This is a genomic window from Coleofasciculus sp. FACHB-542 (assembly GCF_014695825.1).
In the GTDB taxonomy this organism is placed as follows: Bacteria; Cyanobacteriota; Cyanobacteriia; order Cyanobacteriales; family FACHB-T130; genus FACHB-T130.
Genome location: NZ_JACJPB010000060.1, coordinates 1 through 16,346, shown reverse-complemented (window position 1 = coordinate 16,346; position 16,346 = coordinate 1). Strand labels below are relative to the sequence as shown.

Genomic DNA, 16,346 nt, shown 5'->3' with positions numbered 1-16,346 from the left:
GGCGAGCTAGTGGATTACTCTGAAAGTAAGATTTATTCTAGGCTCGACCCGCTTCGATGTTTTAGGTATTTGATGTTGCCAAAATTGTTGTGTTGTTCCCTGCATAACAAGAAGGCTGCCATGTGTCAGTTCTACTTCAACTTGCTCCTTTGCGACTTTATGCCTGAACATAAAACGCCTAGTACCTCCAAAGCTAACAGACCCAATTACAGGTTCTTCGCCAAGTTCAGGTTCATCATCACTATGCCAAGCTACACTATCATTCCCGTTGCGGTATAAGTTGAGGAGAACGCTGTTGAAACTTATGCCTGCTAAGCTTTCTATCCGTGACTTTATTAAAAACAAGGTGGGTGTCCACGGTTCAGGAGACATTGGTATCTTCGAGTAAGTGTATGACTTGCCACTATCTCCATGCCAAGCTGTGAGCCTTGGTATATTCAACTCTTTGCCATACAATTTTATTTTTTCTTGCCTCCAATGAATTTCTTTGTATAATTGCGAGTAAAGTTTATCGCTTTCATTTTTATCAAAAAAATTGCAATATAAAGTTACTTCTGCATCAGGCATACACAATAACTCAGGGGATGTTATCCTGTCGGTTTTAGGCTCATCCCACAAACTGAGCTGGTTGTAATTAGAAATCCTCATACTTCCTTAACCTGCAAAAAATATTTTATACTTTGCTATTTATCTTGCCATCATAACAGTAACAGTATTTTGTTTTCACCCTTCTTTATCGTTGAATAGGCTCCACTAGGGAAAAGCCGCACAGCCTACGCTTCGGTGCCAACAACGTAGCGGCTACACTATCAGCGACTTCGGTTGTGGTGAGGCAAAGCTGGCTGAGGCGGTTTCAGATCGCCATACAGTTTACATGCGACATGGCTCATGTTCCCCTTGACGATCAAAGGCTTGATGTAGCGATTTTCTGCCTGTCACTGATGGGAGCGAACTTCACCGATTACCTGCGGGAGGCGAACCGCACTCTGAAACTGGATGGTCAGCTTCATATTATCGAAGCAACTTCAAGATTTAGCGATCGCCCTCAATTCCAAACTGACCTAGAGGCTTTAGGATTCATTGTTGTCAGCGTTCAGGATGCATGGAAATTTACCCATATCCACGCCTTGAAGACTGAACGTAGACCGCAAACCACAGGAGAACTCCAGTTCTAGGGCATTTATTGCCGTTACACGCTCCAACGAGCCAGCGTTTCAGCATCGCCAGCCTAAAAAAACAAGGCAGACTCCTGCCTGCCCTACATAAAATCAAGAACAACCCCTGCGGAGTTGCCCTGATGATGAGACCCTGCATCCGCACTCAGCAGATACTAGGGCGCTCACTCTTGAGCAAATACTGGCTCCTTAGTCTTTGCCTGTAATGCCTTCCAGCGCCTTCTGAACTTTTTGTTCAACTGATTGGACGCCTTGCGAGTTTTCGTTGGTACTCATCTTGTCAGCATCAGCGGCTCCTTGAATTTCATTCAGACCCTGGCTGGCTTCCTTCTGAGTCTCTTTAAGCGAATAGGGGTCTTTCAGAACCGCCTTTTGTGATTTCTCTTCAATCTTCGTCAGATTGGCTTCTCCGTCTCCGGGGCGACTGTTGGTGCCGCTATATCCTGCGGGGGTTTTTGTGCTGCTGTAGGCTGGAGTTGCATAGCTGAACAATAGTAAAGCGCAAAAACAAGCAGCGATCGCCATACGCACTGGACGTACCCAAGCAGACAGGTTGAAACGGATCGATTTCATAGAGTCCCTCTCTCCTAATTTGTCGAAATTAGCACTATTAAGATTTGTTGATCGGATCAGACGAAACAACTGCCTGAACGACCTCTCTTATTTGCTCAAATTTTGGAGCTTCTGACATCTGTACCTAGGTATACTTGCAATAAATCTTTAGAAAAGGCAATAGAAGTCAATAATTTGGCTTAACTCGGCGATAAAAACTGAATTTTGGGTAATAGTGGGTCTTCAACCATCCCAATTCCCTTAAACCCCCAGCGTTGCAGCAACCCTTTTACTTGGTTTCCAGAGATAGACTCGACAGCAAAGCGATCGCTAACATCTGGAGCATGGGCGTTGAGATAGCTTAGGGCATCAAAATGTTCGCCAAACATCAACAAATAGCCAGAGCTACTGGTTGAAGAACTTGTATCGGGTTGAGCTAAAAGATATTGACCATCAGCTCTCGAACGAATTAGGTAATAGACTTGGGAAAACATAGAAAATGCAAAGATAATAGGCTAATCCGTAATTGAGAATTGGACGGGAAGAAACCATTAGCCATTTCCTCATTTAAGATTTTCCAACTTAATTCTCGGATCGGCTACTTTTAGCAACAAATCAGCGATAAGATTGCCGACAATCAGCATCACCGCTCCCATAATTAAACTTGCCATGACTAAGTAAATGTCTTGGATAGTAACTGCCTGTAAAATCAACCGTCCTAATCCCGGCCAATTGAAGAAAAATTCGGCAATAAATGCCCCACTTAACAAACTGGCAAACTCAAATCCTAAGAGCGTTATTAGGGGATTAATCGCATTGCGGAGGGCATGAACATAAATCACCCGGTCTTCGGGGAGTCCCTTGGCACGAGCTGTCTGGATATAGTCTTGGCGGAGAACATCGAGTAATTCTCCCCGGGTAATTCGCTGCAAACCTGCAAAACTGGTGACACTCAGCGCTAGGGTGGGTAAAATCATGTGCCAACCGATATCCAAAATTTTGCCGAACCAGGATAAATCAGCGTGATTGATGCTGGTTCTGCCACCAACTGGAAATAGGGGTGAAGTGTACTGGGCGAAAATTAGCAACACTAGCGCCGTGATGAAGCTGGGAAACCCTTGTCCGGCGTAGCTCAGCACTTGCAGGAGGCGATCGCTAGCGCGATTTTGGTTAACCGCACCGACGATCCCCAGTGGAATCGCGATCGCCCACGTCAGAATCACCGATGCGATCGCGAGTTCTAATGTCGCTTGGATACGCTCCCACAACAGCGATGACACCGAACGCTGATAGACAAAACTCGTACCAAAATTGCCATAGCGCAAAATCTGCCACAGCCACCGTCGGTACTGTTCAATCGCTGGTTTATCCAAACCAAACTGTTGCCTGAGTTCCTCAATTCGTTCCGGGGAAATTTTGGGATTCTGCCTCAAAGTATCTAAATAATCTCCCGGAGCCATCTGACTAATTGCAAAACTCAGCGTCGAGGCTAGAAACAAAGTTAAAATTGCTTGTAATAGCCGTTTCGCCACGTAGAGAAAAGTTTCACTCGTGACCAGCCTTTTGAGCCAATTCAAACTAGCCGTTAACCCATTGTGACCTGAAGAATTTCTAGTAGAAGTCATGAAATATAGAATCCCATATCGCCAAAATTTTTGTAACTTGCTAATCGCTAATTGTTTAATAGCTGGTTTTCCATTAGAGATTAGCGATTAGCCATGAGCAGTTGCTCCCTAATATTCAACCAGCGTCACAATCGGCACATCAGGAAGTCGTTGACGCCCACCTAAATCTCTTAGCTCGATGATAAATCCAAATCCTACTAAGGTGCAGCCAATTTTCTGTACCAGCTCAGCCGTTGCCGTTGCCGTTCCACCCGTCGCGATCAGATCGTCCACAATCAAAACACGGCTTCCGGGATGTAGAGCATCTTGATGCATCTCTAGGCGATCCATCCCGTACTCTAATTCATACTCAACCGTGTGAACGGCACCTGGTAACTTTCCAGGCTTCCGGACGGGGATAAACCCAACTCCCAGTTTGTATGCCAGAGGTGCCCCAATAATAAAACCCCGCGACTCCATTCCAACGACGTACTCTGGAGACAACTGGGCGCACTTTTCGGTTAAGGTTTCAATGGTGTAGCGCAGTCCTTCCGGATCTCGCAGTAGCGTCGTTATATCCCGAAACAGAATTCCTGGTTTAGGAAAGTCTGCAATGTCGCGTATCAGAGACTTGAGATCCATAGCAGCTCGTAAAAAGAGGGTTGTAGGTAAACTCGGTATCCGTTGCATCACAGAGGCAAGATATACCCCGGATGTGCAAGGATATACCTGGAAAATCGTACACTAGAAGGCTGCACGGTTTTGGAGCATTCCTAACACTCAAGAGCCAGCGGGCAGCTATTGAGGCGTGTGAGTAGTCGTATCTATATGATTCAAGTACAACCACCTCCAAAATCATCCACTTGCCCGAAGCTTCAATCCCGATCGCGACACCCTGATTTTAGTAAAATCCAGCTGGGCATATAAATAATCGGATAGCAGATGGACACAAATGTAACCGTCAAAAGTCATTGATTTCCATATGCAATTCGTTGTAGCCCGTGCGAGCCATCAACCAGTTCAACTGTCCTGCTATTTGGAATGAATCTTTCTGTGAGCGTAATGCCATTAAACAGTCCTCCACGAGAGTCAATGCCGCTGATTTTAGACAATCTCCCTGACCCACCGATTTCGTCGTCAAGTGGGTGTCCGCGTCGAACTCGGCTACAAATTGACCTGATGCTACTAGCAATAGAAGCCCTGGAATTGGGAGGGTCTGAAGCAATGCTGACAGTGGCGAAGGATTTGGAACTCCAGGGAATTATCAAAAATCGGGTACACCTTTGGCGAATCCGAAGCAGCAACCCGCTACGACGATCTTATACACGCCGTTTGCTAACCCTGGATGAAGCCAAAGCGATGGTGATCCTAGTCTGCCATCTAGCACGGCGGTTAACCGTGTTGATCCGGCAGCTGCTACTGGCTTATCAACAACTGCGTGACAAGCAGGTGCCATTAGAACATCATTTTCGCTTGTCTGAGTATTTAGAAAGGTTCCGCGCTCACTTCCGGAGCCGAATGAATCCACGACGCGCTGGTGTCGCCGCCTATAACTCTGATGAGAAGTTAAACAATCTGGCTATTGAGCTGTTAAGCGAGCTGCTATTTTGTACGGGAACGTCTGGAATGCAAAGATTTTGGAGCAGCCTTTTTGATGGAGAAGTGTAACTTTCATAGAAAAGGAGTAATCGGTAATCAAGAATAAGAGTGATGAGCATTGATGTTGCGTTTTGAGACGAGAAGAAAGTTCTTAACTTAAAAACTCAATCCTCAAAACTTAAAACTTTTCCCGAATTACCAGTTACCAATTCCCAATTACCTATTAGTTTTTCCCCGAATTACCAGTTACCAATTACCAATCACCAACTGAAAATGACTATTCGCCGTCCGTACAGTCTGCCTAACTGCACGCTGATCCTAGAAGGGTTAAGCGATGCTACAGCTGCTGGTCAGGTGGACACCCGACCCTTAATGTCTATCCTGGTTAATGCTGAGTGCCATTTTGCGGGTAAGGAGAAGCCATTAACGGGAGGACGTGACTTTTTTGAAAGCCTGGTGACAGCAGCCAGCAACTATGCTCAAGAATTCTTGAGTGGGGTGCCTCACTCCCATAGTCTGAAAGACAAGCCGAGTTTAGTGCAGTTTCAGAAAATAGATGCCCATCTGCATCGGTTAATTGTTGAGTCGCCGGGAAGTGGTGGAGACTCGACTCATAGTGGCGCATCCAGTGGGACAGCCACAACCCTCCAAGCGAGGCAAGTTGATATCACGACGGTACAGCTGTTTGATTTGGTGGAGGCGGTGGATCAGTTCCTAGCTGATGGTCGCACGCTGCCAGACATCATGCTGTCAATCGCGCCAGTTCCGAAGCGCTATGCGAAAGCTGAAGTGCCGGTGGCACAACGCGCCGCACCAGCAGCAGTTGGGGTCACGAGTTTGGCGTTGGCAGCGATCGCGTTTTCTAGGGTTCCCCCTCCCGAAGTCAAGAACCTCAAAGATCCCTTGCCCCAGCCCAACAGCTTAACGACGCCTGCTAGCCCTGTCTCGTCCGAGCAGCCGACAGCAAGCCCCACGTCATCTAGCGCTGAAGCTACCGACTTGGAAACCCTGGTGACAGCAGCACCAGAGCTGACCGATCCCACCCAGTTGTACTTCTTACAACGGAAACTGCAAAACAACATTTATCAGAAGTGGACGACCCGCCGCCAGTTTCGGCAAGACTTAGTTTATCGGGTGGGCGTAGGGAAAGACGGAGCTGTGGTGGGTTACAAGCCAGTTAACTCAGCCGCACGCGATCGCTTAGAAGAAACTCCGCTCCCAGAATTGCTCTATATCCCTGCCACTGGTAGCGACATCAGCAAAGAACCGCTTGCTCAGTTCCGGGTGGTATTTACTAGGCGAGGCGTCCCGCAAGTTAGCCCCTGGTATGGGTATAAAGAAAAGCCCAGCCTCGGTCCAGAAATTACCGACTCAGCTCAGATAGAGAGTTTAGAAGCTCGGCTTTCCGAACAACTCAAGCAAAATTGGCAAGCCACTCCCAGTTTTCCACGGAGCTTACAATACCGTGTCGCCGTAAACAAAGACGGTGTCGTCGCCGATTACGAGCCACAGAATCAACCAGCTTTTGATTACGAGGATGAAACTCCCCTGCCTAAACTCTTCCAGCCGAGCAACTCGCCAGACGCTGTCCCACAGGAACCCCTCGCCCAATTCAGAGTGGTGTTCGCACCCAACGGCACCATCGAAGTTAGGTCGTTGCAGAGAAATTGAGAGCAGTCAATAGTCAGGAACCAGTTGTGAGGAGTCAGTTGTGAGGAGTCAGTTGTTAGCCTTTCCTCTAAACACTAACAACTAACCCCTCACAATTTACTTAACGGGTTTAACAGGTTTCTTGACCTGAAAATAAGCCTCCAAAACTTTTAACACCATTGGGGCTGCTACCTTACCGCCGCCGCCTCCAGAATGTTCCGCAAACGCCACAACCACAATCTTTGGCTTGTCCGCAGGCGCATAGGCACCAAACCAGGCGTGAGACAGTCCTGGTGGAGCCTCTGCCGTACCACTCTTCCCGGCAACCGGGGGTAGCGTTGGCGCATTCACCGCTTTTCCAGTGCCGCTAGTCACAACGCTCCGGAGTCCTTGGCGCACCACCCTTAGCGTTTCTGGTTTCATATTCAAGGACTCTCGCCAGTTTTTGGACGCCTCATTATCTTTGAGCAGGTGGGGTTTAACTCGATAGCCACCATTTGCCGGAACCGCAAACATCACGGCAACTTGTAGCGGCGTCGTTTGTAAGAAGCCCTGACCAATGGACATATTCACCGTGTCTCCGATAGTCCATTCCTGCTTCAATCGCTTCTCCTTCCAGGCTGCATCCGCAACCAACCCCGGCAATTCTTCTGAAGCTAACTCAATCCCCGTTTTTTGACCAAAGCCATACTTCCGAGTCCAGTCAATCAAGGTGGGACCACCTATTCCTTTACCAATCTGATAAAAGAAAGTATCGCTACTCATCGCTAGCGCCCCAACAAATCCCAAGGGGCCAAATCCAGCATGGTTCCATTCCCCAAACCGAATCCCACCGACGGTTAAGTAAGGATAGGTTGCTAATACCGTATTCGGAGAATATTTACCCGATTCAATCGCAGCGCTAGCCGTGACAATCTTGAAGGTACTCGCTGGTGGAAAGACTCTTAAAGCGCGGTTGACGAAGGGGTTGCCCTTACTTTGTACTTTCTTCCAAGTTTCTGGGGTGATCCGCTTAGAGAAAACGTTGGGATCGAAGCCTGGGCGGCTGACCATTGCCAAAATTGCCCCATTGTTGGGGTCCATTGCCACGATTGCGCCCTTGCGATCGCCCAATGCCCGCTCCGCAGCCTTCTGCAAATCCAGATCCAGCGTTAACTGCACATCCTTCCCAGCCTTCGCCTTTTTCTGACCAAGAATCCGCAGCACTTGACCCGCACCATCTACCTCAACTTGTTGACCGCCCCATTCTCCCCGTAGCGGTTTTTCAAAAGCTGCCTCCACACCCATCTGACCAATCACATCACCCAAGCGGTAGCCTTGATCTTTCATCTTGGCTAGCTCTTCATCGTTCATTTCCCCCGTATACCCTAAGACGTGAGCGCCCACCTCAGCGTTGGGGTAGTTTCGTACCCCTTCAATATCCACCTCTACGCCCTCTAGTTGGCTCCTGTACTCTTCAAGTGCCGTAATTTGGGCAGGATTGATGTCACGAGCAATTCGTAACAGCGAGGTCGAGGTATAACCGGCTTTTTCTAGTTGCTTTTGAATTTCTTTCTCAGGAACATTTAACAGTTCCGAAAGGCGGCTGAGGGTAGCAGGCCAATCCTTCTGCTTGCGGGCGATGGGCCACAAAAAAACCGAGTGAGACAGCCGACTGCTCGCCAAAACTCTTCCCTTGCGGTCGAAAATGGTGCCTCGGGCTGGCTGTTTGGGAATCAAACGAATCCGATTGTTTTCTGCCAGCTGTCGGTTACGTTCCCCCTGAACCACTTGTAAAAAAACTAAACGAGCGCCAATCCCACCCGCCAAGAGTAAGGTAACGAGCAACATGATAATTACAGATTGGAGACGTCGGCCCACAGTTCGGGGGGTGGATTGACGCCCAATTGAGGAAGACCGAGCGATTAAGGTCATAGCAGGAGGCTGAATAAATTGGCTCTAAACAGGGAAACAAAAGGTATTTTGAGTGGGCGGCAATTCACAGAGGGATTGCTCCTACATAGTGTACCGTCACACTTCAATAAGATGAACTGGAGGTGTCCTGAAAATGGGTGCCGTGGAAATAGCATCCAGCACAGAGCGGGAATCACTTGTACTTTGTCATGTACTTTTTCAGGTTCAACGAATCAAAGAATGGCAAATTTTTAAGCGAATCGCAATCGGACTGAGTCCGACAGCTAAAATAAACCAAAGTTAGCAATCAACGCTCAACCAACAACGCTCAACCAAGCATCACCGGCTCAGCCTTCACAAAACAGACGCGACGGCGTGTGTTGAGCAATTCAAACCTCTGTGGGGCATCGCCACTGGGAATCATCAACTATGTCTCAAACTTCTTTAGCAGAACAACGCTCTCCGGAGACTACAAATGAACTGGATGTGGAACTCCGCAAGGTTTTTAAGGTATTCAATGGAGAAACAGCAGTCCGGGGGGTTGATCTGGAGATCCACCGAGGAGAATTTTTCAGTATTTTAGGCCCCTCTGGCTGTGGCAAGACCACAACTTTGCGCTTAATGGCTGGGTTTGAAACTCCCTCGGCAGGAGAGGTGCTGATTCAGGGGCAGACGATGAACCATGTCCCGCCCCACCGGCGTCCGGTGAACACCGTCTTTCAGAGCTATGCTTTGTTTAGCCATTTGAGCGTTTGGGAAAATATTGCTTTCGGATTGCGGATTAAAAAGCGACCCAGGACCGAAATTGCCGAACGAGTGCAAGAAGCGCTGAAGCTGGTCAAAATGGAAACCTATGCTAACCGCTTTCCTTCCCAGCTTTCTGGGGGACAGCAGCAACGAGTGGCTTTAGCGCGGGCGCTAGTGAATCGTCCAGCGGTGGTTTTGCTGGATGAACCCTTGGGGGCATTGGATTTGAAGCTGCGTAAACAAATGCAGGTGGAATTATCCAATTTACATCAAGACCTCGGTTTGACGTTTGTAATGGTGACGCACGACCAGGAGGAAGCGCTAAGTCTCTCCGACCGGATTGCAGTCATGCGTGGGGGCAAGATTGAGCAAATTGGTTCGCCTACTGAAATCTACGAGCATCCCAAAACACCATTTGTGGCGGATTTCATTGGGGATACCAATCTATTTGAGGGGCGGATTGAAGCTTCTGACTACTCAACGCTCAAAGTTGTCACCAAAAGCGGTTTGCCAGTTGTGGTGCAGCCGTTAGAGCCTTGGGATGAGATTGGTGTCCAGGAGGTTGTGGTATGCGTTCGTCCAGAGAAGATTCAGCTAAGTCTCTATCCGCCAGCGATGCCAATCAACTGCTTTGAAGGTCGTCTGAAGCACGTGATGTACATGGGAACTCATGTTCATTATGTGGTGGAGTTACTTTCAGGCGATCGCTTAACGGTTCGGCAGATGAATACTGTGGGAATTGAGCCTGCCTTGCATACTCCTATCTATGCTCACTGGGCAGCTACCGATTGTCTGGCAATGAATGCCTAGAGCCAATGCAGCGATCGTTACCCGTACGTCTCCCGACATTCCCAGCAGCGACCGGGCTGAATGCAGTTTCAACAAGCGTTAGAATCTCATGGTCAGACCAGTGCGATCGCTTGCTTTCGGGGAACCCGGTCAACCCATTGGTCGTTGGCTAGAGACGCCGGAAGCGATCGCTTCCGGCTACCACCAAACATTAAAAAGTATTCATTCCCATCGATGACTGCCAGCCCTTTGCTGCACTGATTTTGCGCTCCTTTCCCCCAGAACTTGACAAATTGACTCAGCGACCGATTCAATCACTCCGGGGCTATCTCCTCAAAGTCAGGATGACGACTGGAAATTTGAGAAACCCCTACAAATCCAATGTTTGCCTGTCAAAATACTGACGCCCAAACTAGGTGAGCCGCTCCTTATAGAGCAATCTGTAAGATACTGTTAAAGAGAAATTAGAAATTAAAAATTAAAACTAAAAAATCACCTTGATAGTTTTTAATTTCCTCTTCTAAATTTTGACGATTGACGTGCAATTTTGCTGAATCCCGTGCCTCCAACTGCTCAACGGACGAACCCACAACACTCAACACGACGTAGGTTTTTACAAACGTCAGCTGCTGCTACCCTCGGACTGGCAATGTCTGGTTGCGGCTGGACGCTTGCCCAAGTGCGCTCGGCACCCGCCAACTCTGATGCATCCAACAACAAGTTATTGTATCTCTACACTTGGGCTGGCTATACCGATGAGGATTTGTTAAAACGCTTTACCAAAGAGACTGGAATCAAGGTCATTGCTGATGTCTATGATTCCAACGAAGCGATGCTAGCCAGGATTCAAGCATTGGGAGGCGGGGACTACAGCATTATTTACCCATCTGACTATACGGTGAGGAAGATGGTGGAACTGGGCTTGCTCAGTGAAATCGATCGCTCCCGCGTGGTAGGTTTGGATCGGTTGTTTCCCCGCTTCCAGAATCCCGTCTATGACCCAGAAAACCGCTACAGCATACCTCTGAGTTGGGGAACAACGGGTCTCATTTACAACACCCAGAAGCTGAAGCAACCACCAGCAGATTGGAATTATCTCTGGGACAATCAGCAGGCACTTTCTCGAAGGATGACCTTGCTGAATGATGTTCGGGAAGTAATGGGTGCGGTGTTGAAAATGCTGGGGTACTCTTACAACTCAAAAGACCCGCAGCAGATTAAACAGGCGTATGAAAAGTTAATGGCGCTCAAACCGGCCCTCGCTTCTTTCACCTCTGATGCCTGGAGAACTCAAATTTTAACTGGGGATTTGCTGCTGGCAATGGGATTTTCATCCGATGCCAATGAAATTATTCCAGAAAACAAAAACTTACAATATCTAATTCCTCGGAGTGGTTCTTCGGTGTGGACTGACACACTGGTCGTTCCGATAACAGCTCCCAATCCAGAAGGAGCTTATGCCTGGATCAACTTTATGCTTCAACCTGATGTCGCCGCTCAGATTTGCGAACGTTTAAGTTTCGCGACACCCAATCAAGCTGGCTACAATCAGCTACCTGATGAAATCCGTAACAATCAGATTTTATTTCCCGCAGAGGCGGTACTTGCCCAATGTGAAGGCGTTGCGCCGCTTGGAAAAGTTGCCGAAGTTTATGAATCCTATTGGACTCGGTTGACGAGCAGCTAACATTAAATAATCTTGAGTTTTGAATGATGAATTGAAGCAATAATTGATACTTCATATCAATCATCTTTCATTACTAACTCAAAACTCAAAACTCAAAACTCAAAACTCTTTTCTGTCGTGTCTACCCCAACTTCCCCTCCCTCTATCCCCAATCCCACTTCCTCTGATGGAATAGAATCGCCAGTGCTAATGGGCAGCAGACGCCCAGGCTTGAAGTGGTTGGAACCAATGGCGCTGCTGGGTCCTGCTGGTATCTGGTTGGGTTTGTTGCTAGTGCTGCCAACGCTGGTGATTTTTCAGCTGAGTTTAGTGCCAGGAATCCGGCCTGGGGATGTGGTGAATCCCAGCGGTTTGGATAATTATACGCTGGTGTTTCAACCAGTTTACTTGCAGGTAATCGGGCGATCGCTATTCTTTGCAATTGGCACTACAATCGTTTGTCTTTTACTCGGATTCCCGGTTGCCTACTGGATTGGTCAAATGGCACCGAAACAGTGGCGAAATTTGCTGCTGCTAGGCTTTGTCTTGCCTTTATGGACATCATCGCTGCTGCGTTCTTACGCCTGGATTACAATCTTGCGTCCTACGGGTGTCCTGAACACGATGTTAACGACTTTAGGACTTCCGGCTTTGGAGTTGCTGAACCAGAGTTCAGCCGTATTTATTGGGATGGGGTACAGCTATTTGCCTTACATGGTGTTAATTCTTTACGCTTCTGTAGAAAAACTGGATCGGCGGTTGCTAGAGGCATCTGCGGATTTGGGGGCAAATCCGATTGACACTTTTTGGAAAGTGACTGTCCCGCAAACGCTACCAGGAATTGCTGCGGGTTCTTTGCTCGTATTTATTAGCACATTAGGGGATTTTGTCGATCCGGAATTGCTGGGCGGTGCCTCCAGTATGACGATATCTCGCTTGATTTATAACCAGTTTTTAGGCGCAACTCAGAATTGGGGATTTGGCTCGTCTTTGAGTATGGTATTAATTTTTGCCGTCAGTATAGCGATCGCGCTTTTAATTAAATACGGCGATAGCACACCGCAAAAATAAGGCTTATATAGAAGGTGCGTTGGCAATAGCGTAACGCACCATTATTTTCAGAAAATCTCTAAAATTTCTGTTAAATATTTGCCATAGGTACTAGACAAGTATTGGCGCAAGTGCTAGTTTTATATAATGGCAATCTGTGCGCCCATATAAAGTATTTTTTGAATTTAATAATGATTGATTGGTCAGTAAGCGCTGACTAATTCACTGTATGGAATAACTGTAAGTTGGGTTGAGGAACGAACCTCATCAAATTGTTTAGAGGGGTTGGATTTCCTTACCTTAACCCAATCTACGCTAAATCAAGTTTCCAATTATTTATGAGTTATTGCTTAAATCCCGCCTGTCAGAAGTGCCAAAACTCCCACAATGACAAATTTTGTAAAAACTGCGGGACGAAGCTGGTACTTTTAGGGCGTTACCGGGCTTTGGCACCACTTGGAAAAGGCGGTTTTGGTAGGACTTTTCGGGCAATTGATGAAGCCAAACCGTCCAAACCAGCTTGTGTAATTAAGCAATTTTTTCCGATACAACAGGGTACGGATACAGCTAATAAAGCAGCAGAGTTATTCCATCAAGAAGCTGTACGGCTAGAAGAATTAGGCAATCATCCGCAGATTCCGGAATTGTTAGCCCATTTTGAGGAAGAAAACCGTCAATATTTGGTGCAACAATTTATCAACGGACAGAACTTAGCCCATATATTAGAACAACAAGGCGCTTTTAGCGAAACCGAAATTCGCAGCTTGTTGGCAGACTTGCTGCGCGTCTTAGAATTTGTGCATAGTAAGCAGGTAATTCACCGAGATATTAAGCCAGAGAATATCATTCGTCGTCAGGTTGATAATCAACTGGTGTTAGTAGATTTTGGTGCAGCTAAATTTGCGACAGGAACCGCATTAGCTAGAACTGGGACAGTAATTGGTGACTTTCGATATATTGCACCAGAACAAGCAGTCGGGAAAGGAGTTTTTGCCAGCGATTTATATAGTTTGGGCGTCACCTGCATTCATTTGCTAACTAATGTTGGGCCTTTAGAGTTATTTGATACTGATGAGGATGCTTGGGTTTGGCAGAGTTACTTACAAAATCCTCTAAGCGATGAGTTGCGTAGCGTCTTAGATAAGATGATCCAAAGAGGTGCGAAACGGCGGTATCAATCAGCTGAAGACGTAATAAATGCATTAACTCCGCAAAAATCATCTGTAGCGTCAACAAATCTGAATATTCCCCTAACTTCACCGCTAAAAACGTTTGATTTTGATGTGGTGACAGTAAACGCCTACGGAAGGGAAACTAACCGACGTCAAATGCAAGCCACATATTTCTCTGAAGACTTAGGCAGTGGAGTAACTCTAGAAATGGTAGAAATTCCCGGTGGTACTTTCCGTATAGGTTCTCCAGGCACGGAAAAGGGGCGAAGTAGTAGAGAAAGTCCGCAACATCAAGTAACTATAGCACCGTTTTTTATGGGGAAATTCACTATTACTCAAGCGCAGTGGGAAGCAGTAGCAAATCTGCCAACAATCAAGCGAGTGATGCAACCTAATCCCTCTGACTTTCAATATGTAGGTACAAATCGACCCGTAGAAAACTTATCTTGGGAGGATGCTGTAGAATTTTGTGCGCGGCTGTCGAAAAAAACTGGCAAGAGCTATCGTTTACCCAGTGAAACCCAATGGGAATATGCTTGTCGTGCAGGAACAAATACACCATTCCACTTTGGCGACACAATTACTACTGATTTAGCGAACTACAACGGAAATTCTACTTACGCCTACGCACCAAAAGGACATCATCGTCACCAGACAACGGAAGTAGGGAGTTATCCACCGAACGCCTTTGGACTATACGATATGCACGGCAACGTTTTGGAATGGTGTGCTGATGTTTGGCATGAAAATTATCATGGTGCGCCTGCTGATGGGAGTGCGTGGGAATCTGGCGGAAATAATTCTTTCCGGCTGCTACGCGGAGGTTCGTGGATGTTTAATCCTGATTACTGCCGTTGTGCTAGCCGCTACGACAATCATACGGGCGACAGATTCAACTTCTTCGGATTTCGGGTTGTCTGTTCGTCGGCGTAGATTCTTTAGCCTTTACTCTCTTCCCCTCTTGCTTAGCGCTCTTTGCGTCTTCGCGGTTCGTAGCAATAAATTTACCTGAACGCACAGATTCCCATTCTATAAGTATAACCCTAACCCACGAGAACGCAGTATAAAATAATACCAAAAAATCAAAATTTTACGGAGACAATAAGACTTGAGACGCGATCGCACTCTTCCAAACACGCGATCGCATCCAGTAAAGTGAAGAAAGTTGGCATAGAGCGTGTAGCGAAGTGGCTGCTCTGTTCAGCATCGCAAATCCGACAAATGGTGAAATTGAATGACAGGCACCGTCAGCCATCAGCAGGAGGAAATCCCTTTAGAGATTATGTTGAAGTCCCAGGATAAACCTCGTATTTCTTGGCAGGTTATTTTCACACTGCTGATGTTCTTTTATATGTACCTGCCCATTCTGGTACTGACGTTTTATAGTTTTAACGAATCTACCTATAGCGCCGGTTGGGAAGGATTCACCCTCAAATGGTATCTGAAGCTGTTTCAGGACACCCGCGTCCTGACGGCGCTGCAAAATAGCTTAACCGTGGCTTTGTGTGCAGTAGCGATCGCTGCCGTCTTAGGCACCATAATGGCAGTTGGTTTAGCCCGTTATACCTTTCCGGGGAAAACCTTGTATCGCGGCGTTTCTTACCTGCCGCTGATTATTCCCGATATTGCGATCGCTGTTGCCACGCTGGTATTTTTAGCCGTTATTGGTATGCCGTTGAGCTTGTGGACAATTGTGGCAGCTCATGTCGTCTTTTGTCTTGCCTACGTCGCCTTGGTGGTTTCTTCTCGAATTAGCGGTTTAAACCCCCATTTAGAAGAAGCTGCCCTCGATTTAGGAGCGACGCCAGTACAAGCTTTTATCCAGGTGTTGCTTCCAGAATTAATGCCAGCAATTATTTCCGGTTGCCTGTTAGCTTTTGTCCTCAGCATGGACGACTTTCTCATTGCTAGCTTCACTGCCGGTACGGGTGCCACAACATTACCCCTAGAAATCTTTAGCCGCATCCGCACTGGCGTTAAACCGGATATCAACGCTCTCAGCGTGATGCTGATGATTGTGTCAGGTTTTGTCGCTTTTGTTGCTGAATTGCTCCGCTACCGCAGCGAACAAAAACGCTTTAAATAGCTTTGAATTTGTAGAGATGTCGCTGCATCTTATTTCGGGATTTTAAAATTTAACAATGAACAAAAAATTGTCATAAGTTAAGCTATTTGTTGGTAAAATTATTCAATAAACTTAAATTTAATTCTTCATAATGGAAAGTTAATTTGCTTTAAAAAAATGCACATATTTTCATTATTTAATTAATACTAAGTGCTTAAGCAAAATTAATTACATATTCGGTCCCGACTTTTTTTAGCACATTTTTGACATACTTTACTAAACTTTTCCAGTCCCGATAAGCCTCTATCTCTATCCATTCATATTTCATAAACTTCCATAAGATTTCAATTAAGTTGAGTTCGGGTGAATAAGGGGGGAGCCAAA

Annotated in this window: 16 protein-coding genes; 8 read left to right on the top strand and 8 right to left on the bottom strand. The window is 46.8% G+C overall.

Annotated features, from left to right (window positions below):
• Positions 1-6: 6 nt before the first annotated feature.
• Positions 7-567: an alpha-ketoglutarate-dependent dioxygenase AlkB gene (locus H6F52_RS24665; RefSeq protein ID WP_242029133.1), complete on the bottom strand. Its 561-nt coding sequence runs from the start codon at positions 565-567 to the stop codon at positions 7-9.
• A gap of 257 nt (positions 568-824) precedes the next feature.
• Here H6F52_RS24665 and H6F52_RS24660 point away from each other — a divergent pair, with 257 nt between their 5' ends.
• A complete protein-coding gene (locus H6F52_RS24660) occupies positions 825-1,175 on the top strand; it encodes a hypothetical protein (protein ID WP_347276250.1) in 351 nt (116 codons plus the stop codon).
• A 189-nt stretch (positions 1,176-1,364) separates the two neighbouring features.
• Here the strand turns inward: H6F52_RS24660 and H6F52_RS24655 are convergent, their stop codons facing one another.
• From H6F52_RS24655 to H6F52_RS24640, 4 genes are all read right to left on the bottom strand, one after another.
• Positions 1,365-1,748 (bottom strand): low temperature-induced protein, encoded by a 384-nt coding sequence (locus H6F52_RS24655; protein WP_190414957.1) that lies wholly within the window; start codon positions 1,746-1,748, stop codon positions 1,365-1,367.
• 179 nt (positions 1,749-1,927) lie between these two features.
• Positions 1,928-2,221: a hypothetical protein gene (locus H6F52_RS24650; protein WP_190431952.1), complete on the bottom strand. Its 294-nt coding sequence runs from the start codon at positions 2,219-2,221 to the stop codon at positions 1,928-1,930.
• Positions 2,222-2,290: 69 nt separating this feature from the next.
• Positions 2,291-3,352, bottom strand: coding sequence for an ABC transporter permease (locus tag H6F52_RS24645; protein WP_190537037.1), 1,062 nt, complete (start codon positions 3,350-3,352; stop codon positions 2,291-2,293).
• A gap of 108 nt (positions 3,353-3,460) precedes the next feature.
• Entirely contained in the window at positions 3,461-3,973 is a 513-nt protein-coding gene (locus H6F52_RS24640) for an adenine phosphoribosyltransferase (protein WP_190426067.1), read from the bottom strand.
• A gap of 399 nt (positions 3,974-4,372) precedes the next feature.
• Between H6F52_RS24640 and H6F52_RS24635 the strand changes: the two genes are divergently transcribed.
• Both H6F52_RS24635 and H6F52_RS24630 read left to right on the top strand, forming a co-directional pair.
• Positions 4,373-4,999 carry a DUF3038 domain-containing protein gene (locus H6F52_RS24635; RefSeq protein ID WP_190414961.1) on the top strand — a complete coding sequence of 209 codons (627 nt, stop codon included), beginning with the start codon at positions 4,373-4,375 and terminating at the stop codon, positions 4,997-4,999.
• A gap of 204 nt (positions 5,000-5,203) precedes the next feature.
• Positions 5,204-6,601, top strand: coding sequence for a DUF4335 domain-containing protein (locus H6F52_RS24630; RefSeq protein WP_190414962.1), 1,398 nt, complete (start codon positions 5,204-5,206; stop codon positions 6,599-6,601).
• Between the two features lie 96 nt (positions 6,602-6,697).
• Here H6F52_RS24630 and mrdA read toward each other — a convergent pair whose 3' ends face one another.
• A complete protein-coding gene (gene mrdA / locus H6F52_RS24625) occupies positions 6,698-8,494 on the bottom strand; it encodes a penicillin-binding protein 2 (protein WP_190414963.1) in 1,797 nt (598 codons plus the stop codon).
• 408 nt (positions 8,495-8,902) lie between these two features.
• Between mrdA and H6F52_RS24620 the strand changes: the two genes are divergently transcribed.
• Positions 8,903-10,030 (top strand): ABC transporter ATP-binding protein, encoded by a 1,128-nt coding sequence (locus tag H6F52_RS24620; protein ID WP_190414964.1) that lies wholly within the window; start codon positions 8,903-8,905, stop codon positions 10,028-10,030.
• Between the two features lie 92 nt (positions 10,031-10,122).
• On the opposite strand, the gene H6F52_RS24615 is transcribed toward H6F52_RS24620, so the two are convergent.
• A complete protein-coding gene (locus H6F52_RS24615; protein WP_190414965.1) occupies positions 10,123-10,323 on the bottom strand; it encodes a hypothetical protein in 201 nt (66 codons plus the stop codon).
• A gap of 335 nt (positions 10,324-10,658) precedes the next feature.
• Here H6F52_RS24615 and H6F52_RS24610 point away from each other — a divergent pair, with 335 nt between their 5' ends.
• The 4 genes from H6F52_RS24610 (at position 10,659) to H6F52_RS24595 (ending at position 15,983) form a co-directional block, all read left to right on the top strand.
• A complete protein-coding gene (locus tag H6F52_RS24610; protein WP_190415041.1) occupies positions 10,659-11,696 on the top strand; it encodes a spermidine/putrescine ABC transporter substrate-binding protein in 1,038 nt (345 codons plus the stop codon).
• 189 nt (positions 11,697-11,885) lie between these two features.
• Positions 11,886-12,746 (top strand): ABC transporter permease, encoded by an 861-nt coding sequence (locus H6F52_RS24605; protein ID WP_190432150.1) that lies wholly within the window; start codon positions 11,886-11,888, stop codon positions 12,744-12,746.
• A gap of 317 nt (positions 12,747-13,063) precedes the next feature.
• Positions 13,064-14,830, top strand: a complete 1,767-nt coding sequence (locus H6F52_RS24600) for a bifunctional serine/threonine-protein kinase/formylglycine-generating enzyme family protein (protein ID WP_190537036.1) — start codon at positions 13,064-13,066, stop codon at positions 14,828-14,830.
• A 301-nt stretch (positions 14,831-15,131) separates the two neighbouring features.
• Positions 15,132-15,983, top strand: a complete 852-nt coding sequence (locus H6F52_RS24595; protein WP_190528883.1) for an ABC transporter permease — start codon at positions 15,132-15,134, stop codon at positions 15,981-15,983.
• 193 nt (positions 15,984-16,176) lie between these two features.
• On the opposite strand, the gene H6F52_RS24590 is transcribed toward H6F52_RS24595, so the two are convergent.
• A partial coding sequence (locus H6F52_RS24590; RefSeq protein ID WP_190531097.1) for a transposase occupies positions 16,177-16,346 on the bottom strand: 170 nt, incomplete at its 5' end.